A 25,970-nucleotide genomic window follows, 5' to 3' on the forward strand; every position below is an offset into this window, starting at 1 on the left:
CTCACGAAAGTTTCGCGGCGCCGGCCCGCGCCGAGACCAGCCAGCAGGCCGCGGTGAAACGGACGTCCGCGCCCTGCACGAACGGATCGAAGGCGGGCCGGACCACCTCGACGATCTCCGCCCGGGTCCGCTCGTCGGCGCCGGGCAGGACCGTGCCGAGGGGACCGAGCCGGGTGAAGTAGGTGACGAGTTCCTTCTCGGGCAGGGTGCAGACCACGTCCACCGGCTCAAGGGTGGCGCCGGCCCAGCCGCTCTCCGCCAGGATGCGGTGCACCCGCTCCGGGTCCGCGAAGGCGAACTGGCCCGGCTGGTCCGGCCGGCGGGCGGGAAGCTCCGGCAGCACGGGGGCCGCGGCGCGCTCCGCCGTCGTCATGAACGGGTTCTCCTCCGGCCCTCGCCACACGACGCAGCGCAGCCCCGCCCCGTCCTTCACCGTGCTGCGCAGATTGGCGAAGGCCCGCACGGGGTCGTGGAAGAACATGACGCCGAACCGCGAGACGACGGCGTCGAAGGCGGCGGGTTCGAAGGCGTACTCCTGCGCGTCGGCCAGGACGAAGGACGCCGGTACGCCCTCCTGCTCCGCCCGCGCCCGGGCCTCCTCGATCATCGGGCCGGAGATGTCGACTCCCACGCAGTGCCCGACCTGGCGGGCGATGGCCCGGGTGACGCTGCCGGTGCCGCAGCCGACGTCCAGCACACTGGCCGCGTGCTCGGCCGCCACGGCGTCGACGAGCAGTTCCTCGATCGGCCTGAACATGTCGTTCAGCAGGCTCTGGAGATCCACCCAGGCGTGGCCCGAGGGCCCGTTCCAGCGGGCGGCCTGCTCGTCACCGGAGCTGTGCGAGGCATTCATCGTCGTATCTCCCTCTGCTTGCGGTCGTCTTGCCGTCGTCTTGCCTTGGCCAGGACGGGATGACAGCGTTCTACTTCAAGTCGACTTGAGGTCAAGACAATGACAGACCTGGACATAGCCGAGGTGGCGCACCGCGCCAGAGTGCCCGCCTCGACCCTGCGGTTCTACGAGGAGAAGGGACTGATCTCCTCCACCGGCCGGCGCGGCCTGCGCCGTCAGTACGACCCCGGGGTGCTGGATCGGCTGGCGCTGATCGCGCTGGGGCGGACGGCCGGCTTCTCGCTCGACGAGATCGCGGGGATGTTCGCGCCGGACGGGCGCCCGCGCATCGACCGGGACATGCTCTCCGCCAAGGCGGACGAACTGGACCGCACGATACGCGAACTGGGCGCCCTGCGGGACTCCTTGCGACACGCCGCCGCCTGCCCGGCGCCGAGCCACCAGGAGTGCCCCACCTTCCGCCGACTGATCGCGGCGGCGGCGTCCGGGAGTGTGGCGACACCGGCACGGCGGCCTCCGGGGCGTGTCTGAGAGACAGCGGGACGGGCCTCTCGCGGGGCTTGCCGGACGGCGGAGGGAGTTCACCGCCTGACGAGGGGGCGAGGACGACCCGGCGTCCGCGGCGGGTCACTCCCCGCGTTTTGGAGCAGCCCTTGCCCTGCCCTTCACGAGCGCTGTACGGGCGCTAACCCGCCCCCCGCGACAGTGGCATCACCCCGCCTCCACCAGGCCGGCGGGGTTGCCACGGTCTCCGCGCGAACACCGCGGGAGACGGAAGGGGAACGCCACATGAGCACCACGGGGTCACCGAAGCGCAGGGCCATACTCACCGGTGGGCTGGCCGCCACCGCCGCCGCGCTCACCGCCTGCTCGGGATCGAACGCCGACGCGGGGAAGGCCTCGGCCGGGGGAGCCGCAGCCACGGGCAGACCCTCGACGGCCCCCGCCGCGAACGCCGCGCGACCGAACTCGCCCTGGTCCGCCTTCGCGCGGCTGATGGAGGGCAACAAGCGCTGGGTGGACGGCAAGCTCCAGCACCCCGACCGCGACCCGAGGCGGCGTCAGTTCGTCGCCCAGGAGCAGGAGCCGTACGGCGTCATCCTCTCCTGCATCGACTCCCGCGTACCGCCGGAGCTCGTCTTCGACACCGGACTCGGCGACCTGTTCGTCATGCGGACCGGCGGGCAGGTCGTGGAACCCGTCGTCGTCGGCTCCGTGGAGTACGGACCGATGACGTCCGGCACCCCGCTGATCGTGGTCCTCGGCCACCAGCGCTGCGGTGCCGTCAAGGCCGCCTACAAGGCCCTGAAGGACGACAAGCCGCTGCCCGGCAATCTCCAGTCGATCGCCGAAGCCCTGCGCCCCGCCTACCGTGAGACCCTCAGGGGCAAGCACGCCGACCCGGTCGACGCCATGGTTCGGATCCACAGCAACCAGACGGCCGCCGATCTGCGGACCAACAGGGACCTCGCCCCGCTGGTGAGGAAGGGCGAACTGGCCGTCGTCAGCGCCTACTACTCGCTCGACACCGGCCGGGTGGAAGTCCTCAACGGGGCGCCCGCCGCCTGACCGTGACGTGGGGGACCGGGCGGGAAAAACGTTCCACGCCCGGTCACGTTATACTTCTGCCGCCCGCGAAAACCACCGTCGTGCCTGGTCGCACGGCTGCAACAGCGAGGGGGGTGGACCCCGTTCCGGTACGCCCCGCCCGCATCCAGGACGTCGCTGCCGCCGCCGGCGTCTCGGTGTCCACGGTGTCGAACGTGCTCAACCGGCCCGAACGCGTCAACCCGCGGACCGCCGAACGCGTCCGCGTCGCCGTCGCCGCGCTCGACTACGTCCCCCACCCGGGCGCCTCCGGCCTGCGCACGGGTCGCGCCTGTGCCATCGGGCTGGTCCTGCCCGACATCACCAACTCCTTCTACGCGCGCATCGCCCGGGGCGCCGCCGACGCCGCGTACGACCACGGCTACTCCCTCGTCCTGTGCCACAGCGGGGACGCCCCCGAGCGGGAGCAGGGGTACTTCGGCATGCTCGTCGAGCAACGCGCCGTCGGTGTGGTCGTGGTGCCGCTCGGCGCCGACCCCGGCCGGCTCGCCCGGCTGCGCGAGCGGGGCATCCCGCTCGTCCTGGCCGACCGCGCGATGCCGGACCGTGAGGGCTGCTCGGTGTCCGTCGACGACATCACCGGCGGCCGCATCGCCGTACAGCACCTCCTCGACAGCGGCGCCCGCGACATCCTCGTCGTCAACGGCGAGCGGGGCATACGCCAGTGCGCCGACCGCTACCAGGGCGCCCGGCAGGCCGTGCGCAGCCGCCGCGAGGCACGGCTCGGCCAGGTCGTCGCCGAGCGGATGACCGTCGCCTGCGGCACGGAGATCGCCCGCGGGCTGAGAGACCTGCCCGACGGGGTGTTCTGCACCAACGACTTCCTCGCGGCCGGACTGTGCCGGGGGCTGACCGAACGCGGCGTGCGCGTCCCCGAGGACGTGCGGGTCGTCGGCTACGGCGACCTCGACGTCGCGACCTTCGGGGCGACGACCCTGACGACGGTCCGGCAGCCGGTAGAGGACCTGGGCCGGGCGGCGGTCGAGATGCTCCTGGACGAGATCGAGGCCCGCGCCGACCACCTCCACGAAACCCGCGTCTTCGCCCCCACCCTCGTGCTGCGCGACTCGACCCGGGCGACCGGCTAGCCGAACCGCAGGACCACGGGCCCCCACAGCCCGGTGGACAGCTGGGACGGAAAAGCCCACGCGGTCGGCGTGGACTCCGCCAGGTGCGGCGCCAGGGTTCCCCGGACGGTGACCTCCAGCCGGACCTCGCGCCCGGCGACACCGCGCAACGGGAAGCGGTACGGCGCGCAGAACGCCTCCCCGGCGAACTCCCCGTCCACCCACACCTCCACGCTGCCCCGCACTCGCCCGAAGTCCAGAACGGGATCGGCACCGGCCGGCACCTCCACCGCCCGCGTGTAGGTGACGCCCCCGCTCCAACTGCCCAGCCCCAGCCCACGCCAGTCACCCAGCGGCAGCGGCGCGGGCACGGTCCCCACCCGCACGGGCCCGGTCCAGGCCGAACCGCCCCGCAGTACCGCCGTGGGCCCGGTGGCCACGTCGACCACGGTGGGCCGGTCCAGAGGCTGATGGAGCGTCAGATGACCGTCATGTACGGCTTGTTCCGTGCCGTTGCCGACGCGCACGCGCGCGTGGAGTGCCAGGGGCAGGTCGAGCGAGAGCGTGCCGGGCGGCGCCGTGAACCGGAAGCGCTGCGGGCAGGGGCGGACATCGTCGGTGGACCGGGCAGGCCAGACGGTGCCGCCGCCGGTGACGAGCACCGGCCGCCCGGTCAGCCACGCGGTGTCCGGCAGCGGATGCGCCCGGACCGCGGCGTGGCAGTGTCGCAACTCGCCCCGCCTGCGCTCGTCCTCGACGGTCAGCACCCGCCGGTCACCCGCCCCGGCCTCCCACCCGGCGCCGCTGACCAGGGCCGTCACAGCGGATCCCGCCCACGCCGCCAGGTCCACGAACACGGCGTCCCGGGCCTCGTCGGACACCACCTCCAGGGTGTGATCGCCCGCCCCGAGCTCCGGTTCATGGCGGAAGAACTGCGGGACGGCACCCCAGTCCGCCTCGTAGTACTCCACCTTCTCCTGCCGGGCCACGACCTCCCCGTCGAGCAGGACCGTCAGCGCCGACGCGGCACCCACGACGAGCACCGCCCGCGCGCCCTGGTCCGGGATCCGCAGCCGCGCCCGGTAGGTGACCGGGCCGTCCGGCCGCACCCCGTCCGGCAGGCGCATGAAGCGGGGACGCGGCCCGAGTCCGCCCGGCCCGGTCAGACAGAAGAAGCTGCCGAGCGGTGTACCGGCGGTCGCCGAGATGGCCGAGGGCCGGTCCTGGGCGTCGGAGAGTTCGTACTCCAGCACGTTCCGGTCGCGGCCCACCACGACCGGGGCCGAGGCCAGGTACCCGGGGCCGTCCGGCTCCAGGAGCTCGCCGTTCCACCACACCCGCTTGCGGGCCTCGGCACCGACATGCAGCTCCGCGGGCCCCCGGCCATCGGTCTCCACGATCGCCCGGACCCGGGCGGCCCTGCCGGTGACCGGCACGGGAACCCGTACGAACTCCTCGTTCACCAGACCCTTCGTGCCCAGCAGACCACCCTGATCCAGGAGGCCACGGCTCGCCGAGTACACCCCGACGTCCCAGCCCGCGCCGGACGGCACGAGGGGCAGCTCACCGGCCAGGACCCGCTCCACGCGGTCACCGTCCAACGGAGCGGGAACCTCATCCACCGGCAGTGGGGGCAGGATCCGGACCCGGTTGCCGTACGTGGCCCGGGCCTGTTGCCACACCTCGCCCTCGGTCCACTCCATGGTCCAGATCTGCGGCTCGTCCACGGAGGCGCCCGCGGGCAGCGCGACGTCGCCCCAGGTGTTGTCCATGGTGGGCACCAGCCTGCCGTACCAGCCGGCCGACACATCGAGCACGCGACCGGCCGTGCGGCCGGGTGACGACGCGCCGTACGCCGTCCCGCTGCCGGCCGCGTCGCAGCCCCGTGCCGGCCCGGGCCCGCCCTCGCGCCACACGACCAGCACCGCCGGCGCCGCCTCCATCCGCACCTCCAGCGTCGAGACGGCGCCGCCGTCGGCGACCGTGACGCGCGCCGGTTCGCGGGAGCCGGTCGCCGGGTTCCACACCTCCGCCTCGGCGACGGCGGCCCGGACCGTGACGTGGGCCGTGCCGACGGGATCCGCCGCGATACCGGGCCGCAGCGGGTGCGTGCCGATCTCCGGGAACGCCGCCACGACCAGCGCCACCGCCTCGTCCCCCTGCCGCCGCACGAGCAGCGGCACCTCGGCCGTCGCGTACCCCGGCGGGTCGGCCGCCGCCGCCGCCCCGGCCGCCGGATCGCGGACCCGCAGCAGCCGGGGGTGGGCACGCAGGGCCGCCACGGCGGTGTCGTCACCCGAGCGGCCCGCGGCCGTCGCCGGTGGACGGCCCACCGCGACCACCCGCCCTCCCACGTCCAGCAGTTCGGCCAGCCGGCGCGCCGTCCCCTCCTCCAGCACACTCGCCGACGGCAACAGCACGGCGCGGTACGCCAGGCCCCCGATCCGCAGGGCGCCGCCGGTGACCTCGGCGCGCCGGACGGAGTCGTCGTCGATGACGTCGAAGGAGATCCCGAGCCGGTCCAGGGCGCCCACGTGCGGACCGAGCCAGTTGTTGGTGCCGCACAGGTCCAGGTGGTGGCGCTGGGTCTCGTCGGCCTCGGCGTGCCCGTCTCCCAGCCGGGCGTCGCCGAAGTGCCGTATCGGCGCGTCCAGCGGGACGAGGGCCTGCATGGTCGCCGTCGGGTGCAGCACCGCGACGTCCGCCGCGTAGCCGCCCCAGGACATGATCGAGCAGATCCGCGCCACGGCCCGGGAGAACGCCGGGTACTGCTTCCAGTAGGGCTGGCGCCAGTCGGTCGAGGGCGGGGCCCACTCGAACCAGCCGCCCGCGGTGCCGAAGTAACTGGCGTGCGGGTTGTACAGGTTGGCCCCGCTGCGCAGGAACGGCAGCAGCCAGTGGTAGGTGTCCTCCAGCGTGCCGCCCCAGCCGGAGGAGTGGAACGCCTCGATCCAGACCCGCTCGTGGCCGTACAGATGGGCCAGGGAGGAGTGCACCTTGGCGTCGCCGTGATGGTCGCTGCCGGCCGCTCCGTACCAGCGGTGGGTGCGGAAGTAGTCGGTGTAGAGCTGTGTGGACTGGGCCGGGTAGCCCGCCCGGGCCGGATGGCTCTGGTCGCTGCCCAGCAGCAGCCCGCGCTCGCGGTGCCAGTCGGACAACGGGCGGAACAGGGCCTCCTCGGCGAGTTCCGCGCGGACCGCGTAGTAGTCGGCGCGCACCTTCCCCTCCGGGACACCCGCGTCCGTGCCGAACAGGGCGGGCAGATGGTCGAGCAGGTCGTAGCCGCGCCGGGTGCGGAACTCCTCGGCGAAGCGGTGGCTCCAGGCGTTCGTCGCGGGCAGTTCGTCCTGGAAGCTGCCCGCGACGACCGTGCCGAGGAACTCCGGTACGCGCCGGTCGTACTCGTGGTGGACGGTGTCCATCAACAGGCCCACGGCGTGCGGGTCCAGATAGTCGAACGCCGTCGGGACCGTGCTGACCAGCAGCACCTCGGTGCCGTCGGCGGCCGCGACGCCCCCGTCCGGGGTGAGGCCGAGGCGACGCCCGCTCCGCCGGGAGTACGCGGCCAGCGCCCGCTCGGCATCACCCAGGGGCACCGCGCCGCGGGAGATCTCCGAGGAGCGGCAGCGCAGCGAGAGTCCGGCCGCGCCGGGATGACGCCGTGTCACACCGCCCTGCACATTGGCCCCGGAGAAGCCGATCTGGTCGTAGAACCACAGGCGCGTGCCCAGTTCCGCGGCGATCTCGCAGGTGTCGGTGAACCGGGCCCACCACTCCTCGCCGAACCACGCCGGATCGTCGGCCCGGGCACCGAACGCCGGTCCGGCCGGGGCCAGGTTGATGACCACGAGGTTGTGCACACCGCCCTCGGCGAACGCCCGCAACTGCCAGGCGAGTCGCTCACGGGTGACCTTCGCCCCCGACCACCACCACAGCGGTGTGGGGCCGAAGTCACGGGGCGGGTTCTCGAACAGCTGCCGGAGCGTGGGGGAGAGCACGGACGCGGTCCTTCCCCTAAAAACGTTTTAGACCACCTTCACCGTAGGCGACCTGGACCGGTCCCGCCAGACACGAGAACGGGCCGGCAGCCACCGACGCCTTGTCAGCCATGCGTGCACAACACCTTGTTGCAACGTTTTTCCCGCCCTATATTCACTGCGACCAGGCCCCCGGAACCGCGATGTCACCAGACGACGGAGTCGCATCATGGCCGGTACCCGCCCCATCCCCCCACCGCTCTGGAAGGCCGCCGCCCTCTCGGGCATGGCCTCCTACCTCGACGCCGGGCTGATCGTGAGCATCTCCGTCAACCTGGCCATCTACCGCGACAGTTACGACATGGGCGTGTGGATGGCCGGGGCGATCAGCGCGATCGTCACCGGCTGCATCGCCGTCGGATCCCTCGTCGGGGGACGGCTCGCCGACCTCTTCGGCCGCCGCCGCGTCTACAACTGGGACATCTTCTGCTTCGCGCTCGGCGCCCTCGTCATCACCCTCGCGCCGGACGACATCACCCTGCTCGTCGGCGTCCTCATCGCCGGGCTCGCGGCCGGCGCCGACCTGCCGACCTCACTGGCCGTGGTGTCGGACGCCGCGCCCGCCTGGGCCCGGGGCAGACTGGTGGCGTTCACGCAGGTGATGTGGATGCTGGGCATCGCCGTCGCCATCTTCCTCGGCTTCGTCCTGTCCACCACGGGAATGACCGGAGCCCGGCTCATCACCGGCCAGCTCGCCGTCGCCGCGCTGGTCACCTGGGCCCTGAGATCCCGGCTGAAACTGCCCGACGCGCTCGCGGAGCCGGGCCCCGGGACCGCCCCGGAGAGCGTCCCCCTGAAGAGCGTGTGGACCCGCGCGGCCCTGCTGCCGATGGCCGCGACCTTCGTCTTCTACGTGACCTGGGGCCTCGGCGCCAACACCTTCGGCCAGTTCGGCACGTATTTGCTCGTCACCGTCAGCGACGCCTCACAGAGCCTCGCCACCGGCATCAACCTGGCCTTCATCCCCGTCGGCGTGCTGCTCACCTTCGCCTTCGTGCGGGTCGCCGACAGCCCCTGGCGCGACCGGCTCTTCCACGTGGCCGCGGTGGTGCAGATCCTCGCCTTCGTCATCGCGTCCCTGACCGCCGGCGCGCTCGCCGGGATGCTCGTCTTCTTCGTGCTCTACCAGCTCTCCCACCCCTTCGCCGGGGAGACCAACTACAAGGTGTGGTCGCAGCTCACGCTGCCCGCCGACACCCGCGCCACCACCCAGGGCCTGACCTACGCCCTGTCCCGGGGCGTCTTCGCCGTCGCGGCGTTCTTCACCCCGGCCCTGGCCGACCACAGCCCGTCCGTCCTGCTGTGGACGATCACCGCCTGCATGACCGCGGCGGCGCTCGCGGGCGTGTTCATCATCCGCGTCCTCGTCCCCCGATCCGCGCACCCCGCGGCGGACGCGGCGGACCCGCGCGTCCCCAGCACCTGGCCCGCCGGCGTCCCCGACAAGGAGCACTGACCATGGCAACCTCCGCCGACCGCAGGGCCGTACGGACCGGAGCCGCGCACGATCTGCTCCCCCCGGCCACCCGGCGCCGCACCCGGATCGGACTGGTCGCGGGCGGACTCGGCACGTACTGGCCCCAGTTTCCCGGCCTGCTCCCGCGGCTGAGGGAATCGGCGGCCCATGTCGCGGGCCGGTTCCGGGAGATGGACGCGGAGGTGACCGACGCCGGGTTCGTCTCCGACGCCCGGGAAGGCGCCCGCGCCGCCGAGGAGTTGCGCAGGGCCGACTGCGATCTGATCGTGCTGTTCCTCACCACGTACCTCACCTCCTCGATGGTGCTGCCGATCGCGCAGCGCTCACACACCCCGGTCCTGGTCGTCGACCTCCAGCCGTCGCAGCGGATGGACCACGCGACCTTCGGCACCGGCGACTGGCTGGCCTACTGCGCCCAGTGCTCCGTCCCCGAAGTGGGCAACGTCTTCCGCCGCGCCGGCATCCCCTTCCGCTCGGTCTCGGGCTGGCTCCACCAGGAGTCCGCCTGGCGGCGCATCGAGCAGTGGATCCGGGCCGCCCACATCCGGGCCGCGCTCCGGCACGCCCGGCACGGCCTCATGGGGCACGTCTACCCCGGCATGCTCGACGTGCAGACCGACCCGACCCTGCTCGCCACGACGTTCGGCTCGCATGTGGAGGTCCTGGAGTTCGACGACCTGCGCCACCGCGTGGAACAGGTGACACAGGCCGAGACCCGGCAGCGGATGGCGCTCGCCCGGCAGGTGTTCACCCTCGACGACAGCGTGGTGGAGGAGGACTTCGCCTGGGGCGCGACCGTGTCCGTCGCCCTGGACCGGCTGGTCGCGGACTTCGGCCTGGACAGCCTCGCCTACTACCACCGCGGCCTCGACGGCGAACTGCACGAGCGACTCGCCGCGGGCATGATCCTCGGCGCCTCCCTGCTGACCGCCCGGGGCGTGCCCGCGGCCGGCGAGTACGAACTGCGCACGTCCGTCGCCCAGCTGGCCTCCCAGAGCATCGGAGCCGGAGGCTCCTTCACCGAGATCCAGGCCCTCGACTTCGAGGACGGCGTCGTGGAGATGGGCCACGACGGGCCCGCGCATCTCGCCCTCGCCGCCCGTGACCCACTGCTGCGCGGCCTCGGCGTGTACCACGGCAAGCGCGGCTGGGGCGTGAGCGTCGAGCTCGACGTCCGGCACGGCCCCGTCACCCTGCTCGGCCTCGGCCAGGACGCCGATGGCAGGCTGTCCTTCGTCACCTCCGAGGGCACCGTCGTACCGGGACCGCTGCTGGAGATCGGCAACACCACCAGCCGGGTCGACTTCGGCCGTGACCCCGGAGAATGGGTCGACGACTGGAGCGCCACGGGCGTCGGCCACCACTGGTCCCTCGCGGTCGGACACCACACGGCCGGCTTCCGGGCGGCCGCGAGCCTGCTGGGCATCGACCACCGGCAGGTGTGACGGCCGCCGTTGACGGGCCCCCGCCGCCGAGGATGGGTGTCGTCCCCGCCCTGATGTGGGTGCGGACACCGATGGTCCTCGGCGCGGGGCCCGTGTGAGGCTGGCAGCATCCCGGCCGCCGCGCCGATTGTCATGGCCGCGGCCCCGGGGACGCGCCGAGAGGCGCGCGACGTCGCTCGTCACCCCCCTGGAGGAGGAGCCCCTATCCATCCCCGCTTGGTGAAACGATCCGCCTGCGCGTCCACGAGGGTGGTGATCCGTGGGACACGCTGACAGTCTTCTCGCCATGGGCGGAGCCTTCCTGGCCGCCGCCTTCCTCGCCCGCCTCGGCGGCAGAATCGGCCTCCCCACGATCCCGCTGTTCATGCTCGCGGGCATCCTGCTCGGCCCCCACACCCCGGGCCTGGTCATCGTCCAGGACGCACACGACTTCGAGATGCTCTCCGCACTCGGACTGGTGCTGCTGCTGTTCTACCTCGGCCTGGAGTTCCACCTCGACGACCTCAGGAGCGGAGGCCGGCGACTGCTGACAGCGGGCGGGATCTACCTGCTGCTCAACGTCGGCGCGGGCCTGGGATTCGGCTTCGCGCTGGGCTGGGGTGTCCGGGAAGCGCTGGTCCTCGCAGGTGTCCTCGGCATCTCCTCGTCCGCCATCGTCACCAAGATCCTCATCGACCTCGGCCGCATCGGCCGCCCGGAGACCCGCCTCATCCTGGGCGTCATCGTGGTCGAGGACATCTTCCTCGCGCTGTACCTGGCCGCCCTCCAGCCCGTCATCAGCGGCGCCCAGGGCGTCGGCGACATGATTCTGCAGGGCGTCAAGGCCTTCGGCTTCCTGCTGCTGCTGGCCGCGGCGGCCCGCTACGGCACCAAACTGGTCGGGCGGCTCATCGCGACCCGCGACAACGAACTGCTCGTCATCAGCTTCCTCGGCGCGGCCGTCCTGGTGGCGGGAGTCGCCGAGGTCCTCGGAGTGGCCGACGCCATCGGCGCGTTCATGGTCGGCCTGATCCTGGCCGGCACCCCCTCCGGCCCGCGCATCCGGGACCTGGTGCACCCGCTGCGCGACGCCTTCGCGGCCATCTTCTTCTTCGCCTTCGGCCTCTCCATCGACCCCGGCGACATCGTGTCCGTCCTCGGGCCCGTCACCGCGGCGGCCGCGCTGACCCTCGTCATGAACATCCTCGCCGGCCTCCTCGTCGCCCGGACCTACCACTACGGCATCGAGCCCGCCGCCGAGATCGCCACCACCCTCGTGGCCCGCGGCGAGTTCGCACTGATCCTGGCCGCCATGGCCGCCAGCGCCGGACTCGACGCCCGACTCGCCCCGTTCATCGCCGGGTACGTCCTCGTCCTCGCGGTCCTCGGACCCATCGCCGCCGGACGCGCCCACCTGCTCGCCCGCGCGCTCCGGGCCGGCCAGGACATCCTGCCCCGCCACCGCACGGCCCCGGCGCCCGGACTCGAACCCGAGCCCGAGGGCACGACGCCCAGCCGTGAGCCCGCCGAGGCCGAACGGTAGGCAGCGGGCGGCGGCCACCCACGGGGCAGCTCAGGGCTCGATCAGCCCGACGCGGATGGCATAGCGGGTCAGCTCCAGACGGTCCTTCAGACCGAGCTTCTGGAGCACGTTCGCCCGGTGCCGCTCCACCGTCTTGTGGCTGATGACCAGCAGCTCCGCGATCTGCTGCGAGGTGTGGCCCTCGGCGACGAGCTTGAGGATCTCCTCCTCGCGGTCGGTGAGGGTCCGGGCGGGCCCCGTGCCACCGTCCCGGACCCGGTCGAGGTGGTCGCGGATCAGCGCGTCGACGGCACCGGGGTACAGGAACGGCTCGCCCCGCATCGTGGCCCGGCACGCCTCGACCAGGTCGCGGTCCGCGACCGACTTGAGGACGTAGCCCGAGGCACCGGCGCCGAGCGCCTCGAAGAAGTACTGCTCGTTGTCGTACATGGTCAGGATCAGGATCCGGGTCTCCGGGCAGGTCCGGGACAGCTCCCGGGCGGCCTGGAGCCCCGTCAGACGCGGCATGGCGATGTCGAGGACGGCCAGGTCGGGCCGGTGCTCCCGGGCCCGGGTGACGGCCTCGGCGCCGTCGTCCGCCTCGGCGACCACGGTGAGGTCGGGCTCGGCGTCCAGGATGAGCCGGACGCCGCGCCGCACCAGGGCGTGGTCGTCGGCGAGCAGGATGCGGGTGGGGGAGTGGGTCATGAGCGGCCGTTCCGGTCGGGATCGTGTACGGGGGTGGGGACGGGGACGGTGAGGCGGACCTCGGTGCCACCGCCCGGGCCGGGGCCCAGGACGAGAGCGGCGCCGACGAGCAGCGCCCGCTCACGCATGCCCCGGATGCCGGCTCCCTCCGGCGCGTCACCGGCGCCCTGCCCGTCGTCGCGCACACACAGCTCCACGCCCGTGCCGGTACGCCGCAGCACGATCTCGGCGTTTCTGGCCCGCGCGTGCCGGGCCACGTTGGTCAGCCCTTCCTGGGCGACCCGGTAGAGGACGAGCTCGGCCTCCCGGCCGAGCGGCGGCAGATCCGCGTCGAGCCGGTGGCGCACGGACAGACCCGGCCCACCGAAGTCGGTGGCGAGCGACTTCAGCGCACTGGCCAGACCGAGTTCGTCCAGCACGCCGGGGCGCAGCCGGCGGGCGATCCGGCGGACCTCGTCCAGACCGGCTCGGGTGGTCTCCTGCACCTGCCGCAGCTCCTCCCGCAGCGCGGGCGGCGCCTGCCCGGCCACGCGCTTGAGTTCGAGCAGGACGGCGGTGAGGGTCTGGCCGACCTCATCGTGCAGCTCCTGCGCGATACGGCGCCGCTCGGCCTCCTGGGCGGACAGCACCCGGGCGCTGCTGGTGGCCCGCTCCTCCTCCAGGCGGTCGACCATGGTGTTGAAGGTGGTGATCAGCTCGGCGACCTCCCCCTGCCCGCCGACCGCCGGGCGCTGCCCCGGACGCAGCAGGTCGATGGTCGTCATGGCGCGCGTCAGGCGCTGGAGCGGGGCGAGACCGACCCGCAGCAGCAGGGCGTTCGCCACGAGCATCGCGGCGAGGCCCACCGTCAGCACCGCGGCCTCGGTGAGCAGGACCGGCGTCGACACCGTCACCGGGCCCAGCAGCAGGGCGGTGGCCGCGATGAGCACGAGGGCGTTCAGCAGGAAGATCCGCCAGAACAAGGGCACCGCGTACCGCCTCCTCGAGACCGTCCACCTCCAGCGTGGACGCTCCCGGGCCGGTCCACCATCCGTGACAGCACCCATCCTCGGTCCGAACACCCGCCTGCCGGAGCGGCGTTCATGGGGGTCGGCCACCGGGAAGGATGAGGGTGGGGCCCGATGGTGGAAGCCGCTGGAGGGGGGAGAAGCTGAAGCCCTGGTGAGGCAGCAGCGGCCGGGCGTACCGCCGCGCCAAGGTACTTGTCTCCCCGCGCAGCGGGCCCGACATCCCAGGACTTGTCATGGCCTCGGCCGTGCCCTGCCTCGAAGCGCTCGGGTTCCGGGAAGGAGAAGCCGTGCCCCAGTCCGAAGATCAGCGTCTGGTCGATATCGAAGCACGACTCGAGCGGGAGGACCCCCGCTTCACCCGGGCCATGAGAACCGGGCGTCCGGCCCGGCCCCGCGAGTACCGGCGCACCGGTGCCTGGTGGGGGCTGGCCCTCGGTGTCGTCGTGCTCGGCACCGGCATCGCCGTGGCTCACGGGCTGCTCATCGCGGGCGGGCTCGTCCTCGTCGGCATGGCGGCGCAGATGGTCGATCCGGACCCGGCCCGCACGACGCACCGAGGGTTCGGGAGGCGCTGACGCGGGCGGTCGGCGGGGAGCCCGCGGAGACGACCGGACGGCCGGGGTGTGCCGCCGTCAGGGTGTCGTCTTAACCCGTGTGCTCGCCCTGGATGGTGGGACGGCCCGGCTCGGCTGACGGTGGTTCACGTCGAGGCCGGGTCTCGTGAGCTGGCGAGGCGTCAGCTGCCCGGCTCGCGACGAAAGGACTCACCGATGCGCTCTGCCCGCATGATGCTCGCGACGGCCACCGCCACGGCCGCTCTCGCGATCGCCGCACCCGCCGCCTACGCCGACTCGATGGGCGACGCGGACCACGACACCACTTCCTACAGCAAGGAGCACGACAAGGACGGCAAGCACCACAAGCCCCACGGCGGGATGCACACGGGTGGCGGAGCGCTGGCCGCGGTGACCGCGGACCACGAGGACTCCTCCGAGAAGGACAAGGGCGACTGGGGCGGCAAGGGCGACGAAGAGGGCAAGCACGAGGAGCAGAGCAAGGACGACGGGCAGGAGAAGAGCTGGGAGGGCAAGCACGACAAGGGCTCCTGGGAGGGCAAGCACGACAAGCCGCACGGCGGGATGCACACCGGCGGCGGGGCCCTGGCCTCCGTGAACTCGGACGACTGGGAGGGCTCCAAGTACGACCCGGACACCTACAAGGACGACGAGGGCGACTGGGGCGGCAAGGAGGAGAACGGCTCCGGCGAGAAGGGCGACTGGGGCGGCAAGGAAGAGGGGGGCAAGCACGACAAGGGCTCCTGGGAGGGCAAGCACGAGAAGCCGCGCGGCGGGATGCACACCGGCGGCGGCGGCCTGGCCTCCGCCCCGGGCGTGACCGCCGGTGGTCTGGCGGTGCTGGCGGTGGCCGGCACCGGGCTGTTCGCACTGCGTCGCCAGCGGGCCTCGCAGGGCGCCGCGTGAGCGGTGCCTGACCTGGGGCCTGCCGTTTGGATCATGTCGGCGTCGCGAGGCGTGGCACCGCTCGGGGTCGGCCGACAGGCACAGTCACTCATGCCGGACCTGATTCAAACGACAGACCCTGGCGGCCGTGGCCGCCGTACGCGCTCCCCGCGCCGCGGCGGCCCGGCCCGGCCCGTGCTCGCGCCCGTAACGGCTGCGCCCGGCCCCGAGGCACACGTAGGACGCACGAACCCGCCCACCGTGCGGACGACGGGACTCGGCGGACACGTCCCAGGGCCTTTCGGCGGACGGTCAGGGTTTCGTGGCGCCGGGCCCGTGGGAACACGTGCCGAGTGCGCGCCCACCGACGCGGATCTCCGCCGCCTCGCGATGCCCGGTCGTCCGGACCACGTGCCGAGCGCCGCCTCTTCCTCCGTGGAGGCCGGCCTCGTGACGCCCGGCCCGCCAGGAATCGCAGGGACGCGATGCCCGGTCGGCCGGATCGCGGAGCGTGGCTCCTTCCTCGGCGGAGGGACGGCCTCGTGGTGCCCGGCTCGCCGGGAATCGCGGGAGCGTGACGTTCGGCCCGGCGGGACCACGTGCCGAGCGCCGCTCTTCCTCCACGATCACCGTCACCCCGACGGAAGCATGTGCCGAGTGCCGCTCTCCTCGCGGATCTCCGCGTGCCCGCCACCCAAGCCCGGCCGGAACACGTACCGAGCACCGCTCCGCGCTTCGCGGAGGTCGGCCTCGTGGCGCCCGGCCTGGCGGAGCACGGCCCGGGCGCCGCTCCTTGCTCCGCGGGGACCGGCCTTGCGACGGTCGGCCCGCCGGGAATCGCGGGGACGTGAGGCCAGGCTCGTGTGGAGCAGGTGCCGGGCGCCGCTCCTCGCTCCGCGGGGTTCGGCCTCGCGAAAGTCGGCCTCGTGCCGGGCATCGGTTCTTCCTCCGTGGAGGCCGGCCTCGCGACTCCCGGCGCCCGGGAATCGCGGCGACGTGGCGGCCGGCCCGCCGAAGCATCTGCCGAGCGCCACGTCGCTCCTCCCTCCGTCGACACCCGTCAAACCCCGGTCCCGTGTGCCGTGCCCGCTGCCGTGCCTGAATGAGGTGGTCCTTGATGGCAGCCAGTCCCCCCGTTCTTCCCGACCTCGCCCCCGCCCCGGAGAAGCGACGGCTGCGCCGCGTCGTCACGGTGCTCTGGGTGGTGGCCGCCCTCGTGCTGACCGTGAACCTGGTCGGCGGCCGCGACGGGTCTCCGGACGCCGGCCCGCCGCACGCGCCGCCCGCCGTGGCCGCCGCCTCGGCCGTCCCCGACCTGCCCGACACACCCTCCCCGTCCGCCGTGCCCCACCGGCCCGGCGCGTCCGGCCCGCATCTGCCGCGGTCCCGGCCGGTGCGGCTGCTCATCCCCAAGATCTCGGTCGACGCGCCCTTCACCGCTCTCGCCATCAACGACTTCGGGCAGCTGGAGCCACCGCCGGCGGACGACACCAACCTGGTCGGGTGGTACGCAAAGGGCCACACGCCCGGGGAGCCCGGTACCGCGATCATCGCCGGGCACGTCGACACCGCGACCGCCCCGGCCGTGTTCGCCGGGCTCAACGCGCTGAAGAAGGGGGACCGCTTCCAGGTCGTGCGGGCCGACGGCAGCAAGGCGACGTTCGCCGTCGACGCCTCGGAGTCGTTCGAGAAGGACGACTTCCCCAGCGATCGCGTCTACGGCGACACCCCCAAGGCCCAGGTCCGGCTCATCACCTGCTCCGGCTCCTACGACCGCAAGGCCCGCGACTACACCGAGAACCTGGTCGTCTTCGCCCACCTCGTCTGATGTCCCGGGGCCACGGCCTGACTTGGTGTTTTACAGTGACAGCACCAGTTCAGGCGACTGTGGGACCTGTGAGGATTCGCTAACCATGACGACCGAAACGTTTGAGTTCCAGGTAGAGGCGCGTCAGCTGCTCCAGCTGATGATCCACTCGGTCTACTCGAACAAGGATGTCTTCCTGAGGGAGCTCGTCTCCAACGCCTCCGACGCGCTCGACAAGCTGCGTCTGGAGAAGCTGCGGGACGACTCCCTCGACGCCGATGTGTCGGACCTGCACATCGAACTCGACGTCGACAAGGAGGCCCGCACCCTCACCGTGCGGGACAACGGCATCGGGATGTCGTACGACGAGGTCGGCAAGCTCATCGGCACCATCGCCAACTCGGGGACGGCCGCGTTCCTGGAGGAGCTGAAGGAGGCCAAGGACGCGGCCGGGGCCGAGGGGCTGATCGGCCGGTTCGGGGTCGGCTTCTACTCCGGCTTCATGGCGGCGGACGAGGTGACGCTGGTGACCCGCCGCGCCGGGGAGGGCCAGGGCACCCGCTGGACGTCGCGCGGCGAGGCGACGTACACCCTGGAGCGGGTCGACGACGCGCCGCAGGGCACGTCCGTGACGCTGCACCTCAAGCCGGCCGACCCCGAGAACCAGCTGCACGACTACACCTCCGAGTGGACGATCCGGGAGATCGTCAAGCGCTACTCGGACTTCATCACCTGGCCGATCCGGATGGTCCCGGAGGCCAAGGACGGGGAGGAAGCGCCCGCGCCCGAGACGCTGAACTCCATGAAGGCCCTGTGGGCGCGCTCGCGCGACGAGGTGTCCGACGACGAGTACCACGAGCTGTACAAGCACATCAGCCACGACTGGCGCGAGCCCCTGGAGACGATCCGCCTCCAGGCCGAGGGCACCTTCGAGTACCAGGCGCTGCTCTTCGTCCCCTCGCACGCCCCGCACGACATGTTCACGCGGGACTTCAAGCGCGGCGTCCAGCTGTACGTCAAGCGCGTGTTCATCATGGACGACTGCGAGGAGCTGCTGCCGCCCTACCTCCGCTTCGTCAAGGGCGTCGTCGACGCCCAGGACCTCTCGCTCAATGTCTCCCGCGAGATCCTCCAGCAGGACCGGCACATCCGGATGATGCAGCGCCGGCTGACCAAGAAGGTGCTGTCCACGGTCAAGGAGATCAGGACCAAGGACGCCGAGCGCTACGCGACGTTCTGGCGGGAGTTCGGAACCGCCCTGAAGGAGGGCCTGGTCACCGACTCCGAGAACCGCGACGCCATCCTCGCCGTCTCCTCGTTCGCGACCACGCACTCCGCCGACGAGCCGACCACGCTCGCGCAGTACGTGGAGCGGATGAAGGACGGCCAGGACGACATCTGGTTCATCACCGGCGAGTCCCGGCAGGCGATCGAGAACTCCCCGCACATGGAGGCGTTCCGGGCCAAGGACATCGAGGTCCTGCTCCTCACCGACGCCGTCGACGAGGTCTGGGTCGACGCCGTCGGCACGTACGAGGGCAAGAGGCTGCGGTCCGTCGCCAAGGGCGAGGTCGACCTCGACGCGGAGAACGAGGAGAAGGCCGGCGAGGAGCGGGAGAAGCAGGCCGAGGAGTACGCCGGGCTGCTCGGCTGGATGCGGGAACAGCTCGACGAGGACATCAAGGAGGTCCGCCTCTCCACGCGCCTCACGGTCTCCCCGGCCTGTGTCGTCTCGGACGCGCACGACCTGACCCCGGCCCTGGAGAACATGTACCGGGCGATGGGTCAGGAGGTGCCGCGCACCAAGCGGATCCTGGAGCTCAACCCCGGCCACGCGCTGGTGAAGAGCCTGCACCAGGCGTACGAGGCGAGCGAGGACCGCACGGAACTCGCCGAGTCCGCGGAGCTGCTGCACACCCTGGCGGTGCTCGCCGAAGGCGGCCAGCCCAAGGACCCGGCGCGCTTCGTCAGGCTGGTGGCGGGCCGCCTGGAGCGCACGCTGTAGCCAGCGGAAGGATCAGGGAACTCAGGTGTGGTCCGGGGTGCCCGCCGGGCGAGCGCCGGGCGGGGTCGTGCCGGTGTCCGGCGGGACGACCTCGCCCTGGACCACGCGCGGCGCGGGGGCCGTCCCGGCCTCCTCGTCCTTCGCCGCCCGGGCCTCGGCCTTCAGGATGCGGGCCGCCTTGCCGGCCGAGCGGGTCAGCTCGGGGAGCTTCTTGATCCCGATGACGACTATGACGACGATGAGAATGATCGCGAGCTCGCTCAGTCCGAACATGGTGTCCTGTCCTCTCTCGCCCGGGCCGGGCACGGCGTGAGCGTATCGGGCGGGGAGCAGACTGTGATCTCCGTCCCGGGATGCGGTCCGAGGTGCCGGCGCAGGTGCGGCAGCATCCCGCGGTCGAGCAGTTCCTGCCGCCAGACCAGCCGGGCGTGTTCCACCTGGTCGGCGGCCGGGGGCACGTCGCGTCGGCGCAGGGCGGTGTGCAGCACGGCGGCCAGTGTGCCGAGGCCGGTCAGCGCCGCCACGAGCGCCATGGTCCAGCCGGCCGCGACGAGAGACCCGGGCAGTGGTCCGGGGGCGCCGGCGACGCTGAGCAGACCGCCGATCAGGAGCAGCGCCGCGGCGGATGTGCCCGCCACGAGCGGGGTGAGCACCGCGAGGGCCGCCGGCAGGCTGCCCGCGCCGTGCAGGCCCCGCGCCTCCTGCCGGGCGGCCCTGCGCACGGCCAGGTAGGAGCGGTACGGTCGCTCGGCCGCCGCCGTGATGTCGTCGGCGTGGGCGAGTGCGTGGGCGCGCAGGTGCGCCGCCGCCCGGCCGGTCGGGTCGGCGCCCAGGGCGGCACGGATGTCCGCGGTGCCCAGCGCGTGGTGCAGTACGGCTTCGAAGTCCGCGCGGTCGTCGGGGCGGAGGAGGGACGGGTCGGTCACCTGGTCTCCCGGTCGGTTGCTGGGGCGGCCGCCGGGCCCGGCCGCACGCGGTCGGGCCCGGCGGCGCGGTCGGTCCGAGTCAGACGTTGACGCCGAAGTCGGCGGCGATGCCGGCCAGACCCGAGGCGTAACCCTGGCCGACAGCGCGGAACTTCCACTCGGTGCCGTGCCGGTAGAGCTCGCCGAAGACCATCGCGGTCTCGGTGGAGGCGTCCTCGGACAGGTCGTAGCGGGCGATCTCCTGGCCGCCCGCCTGGTTGACGACCCGGATGAAGGCGTTGCGGACCTGGCCGAAGCTCTGGCCGCGGTTCTCGGCGTCGTGGATGGACACCGGGAACACGATCTTGTCGATCTCGGCGGGGACCGCGGCGAGGTTCACCTTGACGGACTCGTCGTCGCCCTCGCCCTCACCGGTGAGGTTGTCGCCGGTGTGCTCGACCGAACCGTCCGGGCTCGTGAGGTTGTTGTAGAAGACGAAGTGCTGGTCGGAGGGGACCTTGCCGGAGGCGTCGAGCAGCAGGGCGGAGGCGTCGAGGTCGTAGTCGGTGCCGGTGGTCGTGCGCACGTCCCAGCCCAGGCCGACCAGGACGGCGGTGAGACCCGGCGCCTCCTTGCTGAGCGAGACGTTGCCGCCCTTGGACAGGGAAACTCCCACGGGGTACTCCTTCTTGAGCGCTTGACGTGTGCGGTGTGGTGTCATTCTAAAATCTACAGCACTGTAGAAGTGGGTGGGGTCGGCCCGGCGGATCTATACGATGGCCGTGAGGGCGACACAGGGCGACGTGAGGGAGGCAGGGCGGTGACGGGTCCCGGGCAGCGTCCCCGGCGGGGACAGGGTGAGCTGGAGGCGCTGGTGCTGTCGGCGCTGCGGGAGGCGGACGGCCCGGCCACGGCCGGCTGGGTGCAGGAGCGCCTCGGCGGTGACCTCGCGTACACGACGGTGATCACCATCCTGACCCGGCTGCTGGGCAAGGGCGCGGTGTCCCGCGAGCGCGTCGGCCGGTCCTTCACCTGGACGCCCGACGCGGACCAAGCGGGCCTGGCCGCCCGGAAGATGCGCAAGGTGCTGGACGCCGAGAGCGACCGCGGGGCCGTGCTGGCCAGCTTCGTCACGGGCCTCGGCCCCGACGAGGAGCGGCTGCTGCGCGATCTGCTGGATCAGGCCCAGGGTGCAGGGGAAGACTGACGCCTCATGGGGGTCTTCGTCTTTCTGCCACTGATCCTTCCGCTCACGGCCTGGCCGGTCGCACGCCTCGCCGAACAGCATCTGCATCCGCGCACCGCGACCCGGCTGCTGACGGTGCTGGCCGTGGTGCTGGCGCTGTGCAGCACCGTGTGCCTGGCCCTGGTGATGGTGGTCGGCACCGCCCAGCTCCCCGGCAACCCCTTGCCGGACGGCTGGTCCGACCCCGAGGTGCGGGCGGCGGTGCCCTATGACGAGGTCGTGGGCAAGGCCGCGATTCCCGCGCTGTGCGCGGTGGTGGTCGCCTGCGCCCGGACGGTACGGCGGCACGCACGGGTGCGCCGCCGGGCACACCAGGCTCTGGCCGGGCTGCGGGCGACGGAGGTGGCGGTGCTGCCCGACACCGAGCCCTACGCGTACGCGCTGCCGGGGCGCGGTGCGGTGCGGGGTCGGGTCGTGGTGACGACGGCCCTGCTGGACCGGCTCCGGCCGGCCGAGCGGCGGGCCCTGTTCGCCCACGAGCGGGCCCACCTGGCCGCACGCCACGACCGGTATTTGCTCGCCGTGCAACTGGCGGCCCGCGCCAACCCGTTCCTGCGGCCGCTGCGCACCGCCGTGGCGTACACGGCGGAGCGGTGGGCGGACGAGGAGGCGGCCCGGACGATCGGCAGCCGCCGTACCGTGGCGAGGGCGATCGGCACGGCCGCACTCGTCTCGCGGAGCGCCCCGCTACCGACCCTCGCGGGCCTCGCCGCCCCCGGCCCGGTTCCACGCCGGGTCGCGGCGCTGCTGGGCCCGGCCCCCGCCGTGCCCGACTGGCCCCCGGCCTTCACAGCGGTCGGCCTGGCCGCATGGGGCGCGGCGGCGGGAACAGCCATCTCGGCCATGTCCTCAGCAAACGCCGCAGTGACCATGTTCCTCATCCTCCACGCAGCAACCCCACTATGAGCAGTTGGGCCACGCCCTCACCGAACCTGCACCCCACCCCGGAGCCCGCCGAGGCACGCCCTGAGGGCAACGGGGGCCTGCGCGCCAAGCCGACGCCGGCCGCACGCCCTCAGGGTCACGGAAACCTGCGCGCCAAGCCGACGCCGGCCGCACGCCCTGAGGGGCGCGGGGAACTGCGCGACAAGCCACGACGGCGCCGCGCCCGGCAGCCAACGGAAGCCCCCACCCCGGAGCCCGCCAAGGCACCCGGCCTCAGCCCTCCTCCTCCTCCTCCTCGTCGCCCTCGAAGAAGTCCCCGACCTCGTCGACGACTTCGGCAGCGACCATGCCGCCGACCACCCCGACCGCGAGTCCCGCCGCGCCCGCGGCGACCGCCGTGCCCATGCCGGGACCCGAGCGGCGGCCTTCGTGGTGACCGGCCTCGTGCCCGTGGCCGGAGCCGAACGGCCCGGGGGAGTCGTGGCCCACCGGTGCGCCGTAGCCGGACGAGCCGTGCTCGGCCAGTTGCCGCATCCAGCCGTCGACCATCGCGGGCCAGTCCTGCTGCTCCACCCCGTCGTGGGAGACGGTGAACCGGGTGAGCACGTCATGGCCCGATGACATGAACCCGCCCCGCTTGTCCGCCTCCAGCACGACCTCCACGCCGCCAGGGTCCGCCAGGAACGTCAGCTCGATCTCGTTGAACCGCTGCGCGTACGAAGGTGAGGGGACGAGTTCGATCTCCTGGTAGAAGGGCAGCCGCTGGCCCGTACCGCCGATGCGCCCGTACTCGAGGTCCGCCGACTTGAAGCCGAACCCGAGCCCCCCGAGGGCTTCGAGCACTGCTTCCTGCACCGGCAGCGGTGCGACGTTCAGCTGGTCCAGGTCGCCCTTGTCCTTCGCGCCGGCCACCGACAGCTCGGTGCGCACCCCGAGGACCACGCCCAGGCTCTGCCCGTGCAGTTCGGTAACCGGGGTCTCCCACGGCAGGACCACGCTGAACGGCACGCTGCGCTGCTCGCCCTCCGCGAGCCGGAAGCCGCCGCCGACGGTGAACCGGTCGAAGGCCACGACACCCTCGCTCTCACCGCCCTCGTGCTCCGCCTCGACCCGGGCCACCAGCTCCAGGACGATGTGCTCGATCTCGAAGTCGGCCTTGCCGCCCACGAGATGGACCTGACCGGTGAGCGTGCCGCCGGGCCGGACGGAAGCGGGTTCGAGAACCGTGTCGACCGTGGGGCCGCCGACACCGAGCGCGCCGAGCAGTCGTTTGAACACCATGGTGGCGTCCACTCCTTCATGTACGTGTGCTGGCCTCTACAAGCATGTAGAAGCATAGGGGGTGCGGGTGGAGGGATGCCGCGCTGCGAGTCCCCGCGCGCCGTGGTTGGCCGAAAAGGGGCCACCTTCCGACGCGACGGTGCCGCAGCCCGCCCCCACGGGCGGACTGCGGCACCAGAACTCGCCGGCACTGCCAGGGGGCTCAGCCCACGACCCGCCCCAGTTCGATCCGGTCGATGTTCGGCGCCCAGGCCGTGGCGTTCCCGAACGTCACCGCGTTCGCACCCTTCACCAGCTCGACCGGCACCCCGACGGTCCAGTAGTCGTCCCAGCCCCAGGTGTTCTTGAAGGTGACCGTCCGCGCCGCGGCGCCCCCGACCCCGATGTCCGCCGTACGGGACATGATGTCGGTGTTGTAGGCGTGCCCGTTGTCCCGCCGGTCGTTGTGGGCGTAGTGCACGACGAGCAGGTAGCGCCCCGCCCGGGGCGCGTCCACCGTGAACTCGGCTGTGCTGGACGGGCTGTTGCCCAGCCATCCGATGTACGAACCGGCCGAGGCGTGTGGCGAGTCGACCAGCTTCGCGCCACCCGCGAGCTTGGCCGAGGCACCCTCGTAGGAGAGCGTGCCCGCGGCCGAGCCGTCGCCCGAGACGTCGAGGGAGCGGACGGCGGAGTGGCCGGACGTCATCGCGACCCGGTTGTTGCCCGCGACCAGGTACAGCCGCAGCGGGCGTCCCGGCGCCGCCGTGACGGTCTCCCCGTGCAGCGCGAGCTTCACCGCGGCCGAAGTCCGCGGTGTCACCGTGTAGTAGCCGTCACGCGGGGCGTAGACGTCGAAGACGGCCTTGTCACCCGAGCGCAGCACCAGAGCGCCCGTACCCACACCCGCCGAGGACGAGTAGTCGTACGACGGCCTGCCGCTGATGTCCGCCAGCGTGGCCTCGTACGCGGCGACGGTCGGGCCGCCTCGGGCGGTCAGGTCGATCCGGTCGAGCGTCACCTCGGCGTCGCCCTTGGCCAGCACCAATTCGTGCGTGCCCGCCGTCAGCCGGACACCGACGTCCTTCTTGGCGCGGTAGGTCCAGTTCTCCGTGGAGGGGTAGGTGACCGTCACCGGCTCGGCCCCGTCGACGAGCAGTTTCTGCGTGGCGGGCCCACCCGACTGGTTGCCGTACAGGATCGCCAGGTCGTAGGTGCCGTCCCGAGGCACCTTCACCGTGAACGCGACCTTGCTGCCGGGCTGGTTGAGGGAGCCGACGTCCTTGGTGCCGGAGGCCGCGTAGCCGTTGGCGTTGCTCACGGTGCCCTGGGTGTAGACCTTGCCGTCGGTGATGGCCGCGTCCTCGGCCTCGTACGACGCCGACCAGGGGACGGAGGCGGCGGAGGGGGTGCCCGAGCCGCCGGGGGTGAGGACGATCCGGTACGCCGACATCTTGTGCAGGCCGCGCAGCGGGACGGTCACCGAACCGTCGTCCGCGACCTTCACCTTGGTGCGCGCCAGGACCCGCGGCGCCGCGTGCTGCCCCTCGTACCCCGACCAGGCCGCCTCGGCGACGGTCGCCGTGACCGTACGGCCGAACACGGCGCGGGGGACGCGCCGCACGACCACGTCCGAGTCGCCGTCCGCGCCGCCGAGCAGCACCTGGGCCTGGCGGCGGGAGGTGTCGAGGGAGGCGAGGCCCTGCAAGGTGTCGATCGTGTTCGGCCGCGGCGGCGTCACCTTCACGGTGTTCCCGGTCAGGCCCGCGTACCAGCGGAACAGCCACCAGCCGCCGTTGGGGATGTTGGAGCGCACCACATGGCCGCTGAGGTTTCCTGCCGCGTCCCAGTACGCCATGTTGGCGTACACCTTGTTGCGCTCGAACATCGACACCCACTGCACCAGTTGCCCCGGCACGGACAGGTCGCGGCGGTTGGCGTACTCGTCGATGTTGATCTTCAGGGGCGCGATGCCCGCCTCACGCTCCAGCTCGCGGTAGTCGTCGTAGTGCGCCTGGAAGTCGCGCAGGGAGCCGGAGCCGAGCTCGTGCCAGGTCATCACCTGGGGCAGCACGTTCTCCCGCTTGGTGAACGTGAGGAAGTCCTTGAGCAGGCGCGAATGGTAGGCGGCCTCGTTCGGGCCGGCGATCCGCGCGTCCGGGTCGATGGCGCGGATGCGGTGGTACACCGTCTTCCAGTCCTGGAAGAAGCGGTCGCGGTTCTTCTCGTACTGGGCCTGGTCCTCGACGCCGAGCTTGTACCAGATCTGGTCGGGCTCGTTGAACGGGATGTAGACGAAGCGGTCGCTGTTCGGGTCGGCCGATATCTCGTTGACGATCTTGTCGACCTTGGGCAGGTAGTCGTCGATGCCGAGGTCCTCGTACGGCCACTTCGCGTAGATGTCCTGCATCATCACGTTGATCTCGCCGCCGCCGGCGCGGAAGAACGACCTGGAGACCGTGAGCGCGTCGCCGTTGGGATGCTGGGCACCGCCCTCCGGCTTCTGCGAGATGCTGGTGATCTTCAGGGGCTCCAGCACGGCGTCGCTGGGCACCCCGTCGTCGCTGAGCCCGTAGAGGGAGCCGTTGGCGCCGAGCATCACCCGGCCCTCGGACGCGCCCAGGTCGACGGTGAGGCGTTGCGGGTCGGCCGCGGCTGCCGCGGGGCCGGCCGCGGGAAGGGTGGCTGCCATGACG

General features: G+C 72.4%; 21 protein-coding genes. 12 read left to right on the forward strand and 9 right to left on the reverse strand.

Annotation, left to right across the window (positions count from 1 at the left end):
- Nucleotide 1: 1 nt before the first annotated feature.
- Nucleotides 2–853 (reverse strand): methyltransferase domain-containing protein, encoded by an 852-nt coding sequence (locus ACFZDE_RS01890; RefSeq protein WP_391196494.1) that lies wholly within the window; start codon nt 851–853, stop codon nt 2–4.
- A gap of 99 nt (nt 854–952) precedes the next feature.
- On the opposite strand from ACFZDE_RS01890, the gene ACFZDE_RS01895 reads away from it, so the two are divergent.
- From ACFZDE_RS01895 to ACFZDE_RS01905, 3 genes are all read left to right on the forward strand, one after another.
- Nucleotides 953–1,384: a MerR family DNA-binding protein gene (locus ACFZDE_RS01895; RefSeq protein WP_390991220.1), complete on the forward strand. Its 432-nt coding sequence runs from the start codon at nt 953–955 to the stop codon at nt 1,382–1,384.
- A 258-nt stretch (nt 1,385–1,642) separates the two neighbouring features.
- Nucleotides 1,643–2,422: a carbonic anhydrase gene (locus ACFZDE_RS01900; protein WP_391196497.1), complete on the forward strand. Its 780-nt coding sequence runs from the start codon at nt 1,643–1,645 to the stop codon at nt 2,420–2,422.
- Nucleotides 2,423–2,535: 113 nt separating this feature from the next.
- On the forward strand, nt 2,536–3,549 hold the full coding sequence (locus ACFZDE_RS01905) for a substrate-binding domain-containing protein (protein WP_391196500.1): 1,014 nt from the start codon (nt 2,536–2,538) through the stop codon (nt 3,547–3,549).
- Here the strand turns inward: ACFZDE_RS01905 and ACFZDE_RS01910 are convergent.
- Nucleotides 3,546–7,526 (reverse strand): glycosyl hydrolase, encoded by a 3,981-nt coding sequence (locus ACFZDE_RS01910; protein WP_391196502.1) that lies wholly within the window; start codon nt 7,524–7,526, stop codon nt 3,546–3,548. The genes ACFZDE_RS01905 and ACFZDE_RS01910 overlap by 4 nt on opposite strands.
- 208 nt (nt 7,527–7,734) lie before the next feature.
- On the opposite strand from ACFZDE_RS01910, the gene ACFZDE_RS01915 reads away from it, so the two are divergent.
- The 3 genes from ACFZDE_RS01915 (at nt 7,735) to ACFZDE_RS01925 (ending at nt 12,009) form a co-directional block, all read left to right on the forward strand.
- Nucleotides 7,735–9,021, forward strand: a complete 1,287-nt coding sequence (locus tag ACFZDE_RS01915) for an MFS transporter (RefSeq protein ID WP_391196503.1) — start codon at nt 7,735–7,737, stop codon at nt 9,019–9,021.
- Between the two features lie 2 nt (nt 9,022–9,023).
- Nucleotides 9,024–10,487 carry an arabinose isomerase gene (locus tag ACFZDE_RS01920; RefSeq protein WP_391196505.1) on the forward strand — a complete coding sequence of 488 codons (1,464 nt, stop codon included), beginning with the start codon at nt 9,024–9,026 and terminating at the stop codon, nt 10,485–10,487.
- 259 nt (nt 10,488–10,746) lie between these two features.
- Entirely contained in the window at nt 10,747–12,009 is a 1,263-nt protein-coding gene (locus ACFZDE_RS01925; protein WP_391196506.1) for a cation:proton antiporter, read from the forward strand.
- A gap of 30 nt (nt 12,010–12,039) precedes the next feature.
- Here ACFZDE_RS01925 and ACFZDE_RS01930 read toward each other — a convergent pair whose 3' ends face one another.
- Both ACFZDE_RS01930 and ACFZDE_RS01935 read right to left on the reverse strand, forming a co-directional pair.
- A complete protein-coding gene (locus tag ACFZDE_RS01930) occupies nt 12,040–12,696 on the reverse strand; it encodes a response regulator (protein WP_391196508.1) in 657 nt (218 codons plus the stop codon).
- Nucleotides 12,693–13,664, reverse strand: a complete 972-nt coding sequence (locus tag ACFZDE_RS01935; protein WP_391196511.1) for a histidine kinase — start codon at nt 13,662–13,664, stop codon at nt 12,693–12,695. Before ACFZDE_RS01935 ends, ACFZDE_RS01930 begins: the two co-directional genes overlap by 4 nt.
- A gap of 329 nt (nt 13,665–13,993) precedes the next feature.
- Between ACFZDE_RS01935 and ACFZDE_RS01940 the strand changes: the two genes are divergently transcribed.
- The 4 genes from ACFZDE_RS01940 to htpG all read left to right on the forward strand — a co-directional run bounded on the left by ACFZDE_RS01940 (nt 13,994) and on the right by htpG (nt 18,978).
- Nucleotides 13,994–14,281, forward strand: coding sequence for a DUF3040 domain-containing protein (locus ACFZDE_RS01940; protein WP_390991195.1), 288 nt, complete (start codon nt 13,994–13,996; stop codon nt 14,279–14,281).
- A 195-nt stretch (nt 14,282–14,476) separates the two neighbouring features.
- Nucleotides 14,477–15,187 carry a hypothetical protein gene (locus ACFZDE_RS01945; RefSeq protein WP_391196513.1) on the forward strand — a complete coding sequence of 237 codons (711 nt, stop codon included), beginning with the start codon at nt 14,477–14,479 and terminating at the stop codon, nt 15,185–15,187.
- A 1,096-nt stretch (nt 15,188–16,283) separates the two neighbouring features.
- Nucleotides 16,284–16,994, forward strand: coding sequence for a class F sortase (locus tag ACFZDE_RS01950; RefSeq protein ID WP_391196515.1), 711 nt, complete (start codon nt 16,284–16,286; stop codon nt 16,992–16,994).
- A gap of 85 nt (nt 16,995–17,079) precedes the next feature.
- A complete protein-coding gene (gene htpG, locus ACFZDE_RS01955; protein ID WP_391196518.1) occupies nt 17,080–18,978 on the forward strand; it encodes a molecular chaperone HtpG in 1,899 nt (632 codons plus the stop codon).
- A 21-nt stretch (nt 18,979–18,999) separates the two neighbouring features.
- On the opposite strand, the gene ACFZDE_RS01960 is transcribed toward htpG, so the two are convergent.
- The 3 genes from ACFZDE_RS01960 to ACFZDE_RS01970 form a co-directional block, all read right to left on the reverse strand.
- On the reverse strand, nt 19,000–19,251 hold the full coding sequence (locus ACFZDE_RS01960) for a twin-arginine translocase TatA/TatE family subunit (protein WP_390991184.1): 252 nt from the start codon (nt 19,249–19,251) through the stop codon (nt 19,000–19,002).
- Nucleotides 19,239–19,904, reverse strand: coding sequence for a hypothetical protein (locus ACFZDE_RS01965; RefSeq protein ID WP_391196520.1), 666 nt, complete (start codon nt 19,902–19,904; stop codon nt 19,239–19,241). The genes ACFZDE_RS01960 and ACFZDE_RS01965 overlap by 13 nt, the downstream gene beginning before the upstream one ends.
- Before the next feature lie 79 nt (nt 19,905–19,983).
- Nucleotides 19,984–20,559 carry a TerD family protein gene (locus ACFZDE_RS01970; RefSeq protein ID WP_390991179.1) on the reverse strand — a complete coding sequence of 192 codons (576 nt, stop codon included), beginning with the start codon at nt 20,557–20,559 and terminating at the stop codon, nt 19,984–19,986.
- A gap of 144 nt (nt 20,560–20,703) precedes the next feature.
- On the opposite strand from ACFZDE_RS01970, the gene ACFZDE_RS01975 reads away from it, so the two are divergent.
- Together ACFZDE_RS01975 and ACFZDE_RS01980 are read left to right on the forward strand one after the other, a co-directional pair.
- Nucleotides 20,704–21,090, forward strand: a complete 387-nt coding sequence (locus tag ACFZDE_RS01975; protein ID WP_390991176.1) for a BlaI/MecI/CopY family transcriptional regulator — start codon at nt 20,704–20,706, stop codon at nt 21,088–21,090.
- A gap of 6 nt (nt 21,091–21,096) precedes the next feature.
- Complete coding sequence (locus ACFZDE_RS01980; protein ID WP_391196522.1) at nt 21,097–22,035, forward strand: M48 family metalloprotease; 939 nt, start codon at nt 21,097–21,099, stop codon at nt 22,033–22,035.
- A 252-nt stretch (nt 22,036–22,287) separates the two neighbouring features.
- On the opposite strand, the gene ACFZDE_RS01985 is transcribed toward ACFZDE_RS01980, so the two are convergent.
- Together ACFZDE_RS01985 and ACFZDE_RS01990 are read right to left on the reverse strand one after the other, a co-directional pair.
- Complete coding sequence (locus ACFZDE_RS01985) at nt 22,288–23,295, reverse strand: sporulation protein (protein ID WP_391196524.1); 1,008 nt, start codon at nt 23,293–23,295, stop codon at nt 22,288–22,290.
- A gap of 202 nt (nt 23,296–23,497) precedes the next feature.
- Nucleotides 23,498–25,966: a carbohydrate-binding protein gene (locus ACFZDE_RS01990; protein ID WP_391196527.1), complete on the reverse strand. Its 2,469-nt coding sequence runs from the start codon at nt 25,964–25,966 to the stop codon at nt 23,498–23,500.
- Nucleotides 25,967–25,970 lie beyond the last annotated feature (4 nt).

Source organism: Streptomyces sp. NPDC007929 (genome assembly GCF_042959065.1).
In the GTDB taxonomy this organism is placed as follows: Bacteria; Actinomycetota; Actinomycetes; order Streptomycetales; family Streptomycetaceae; genus Streptomyces.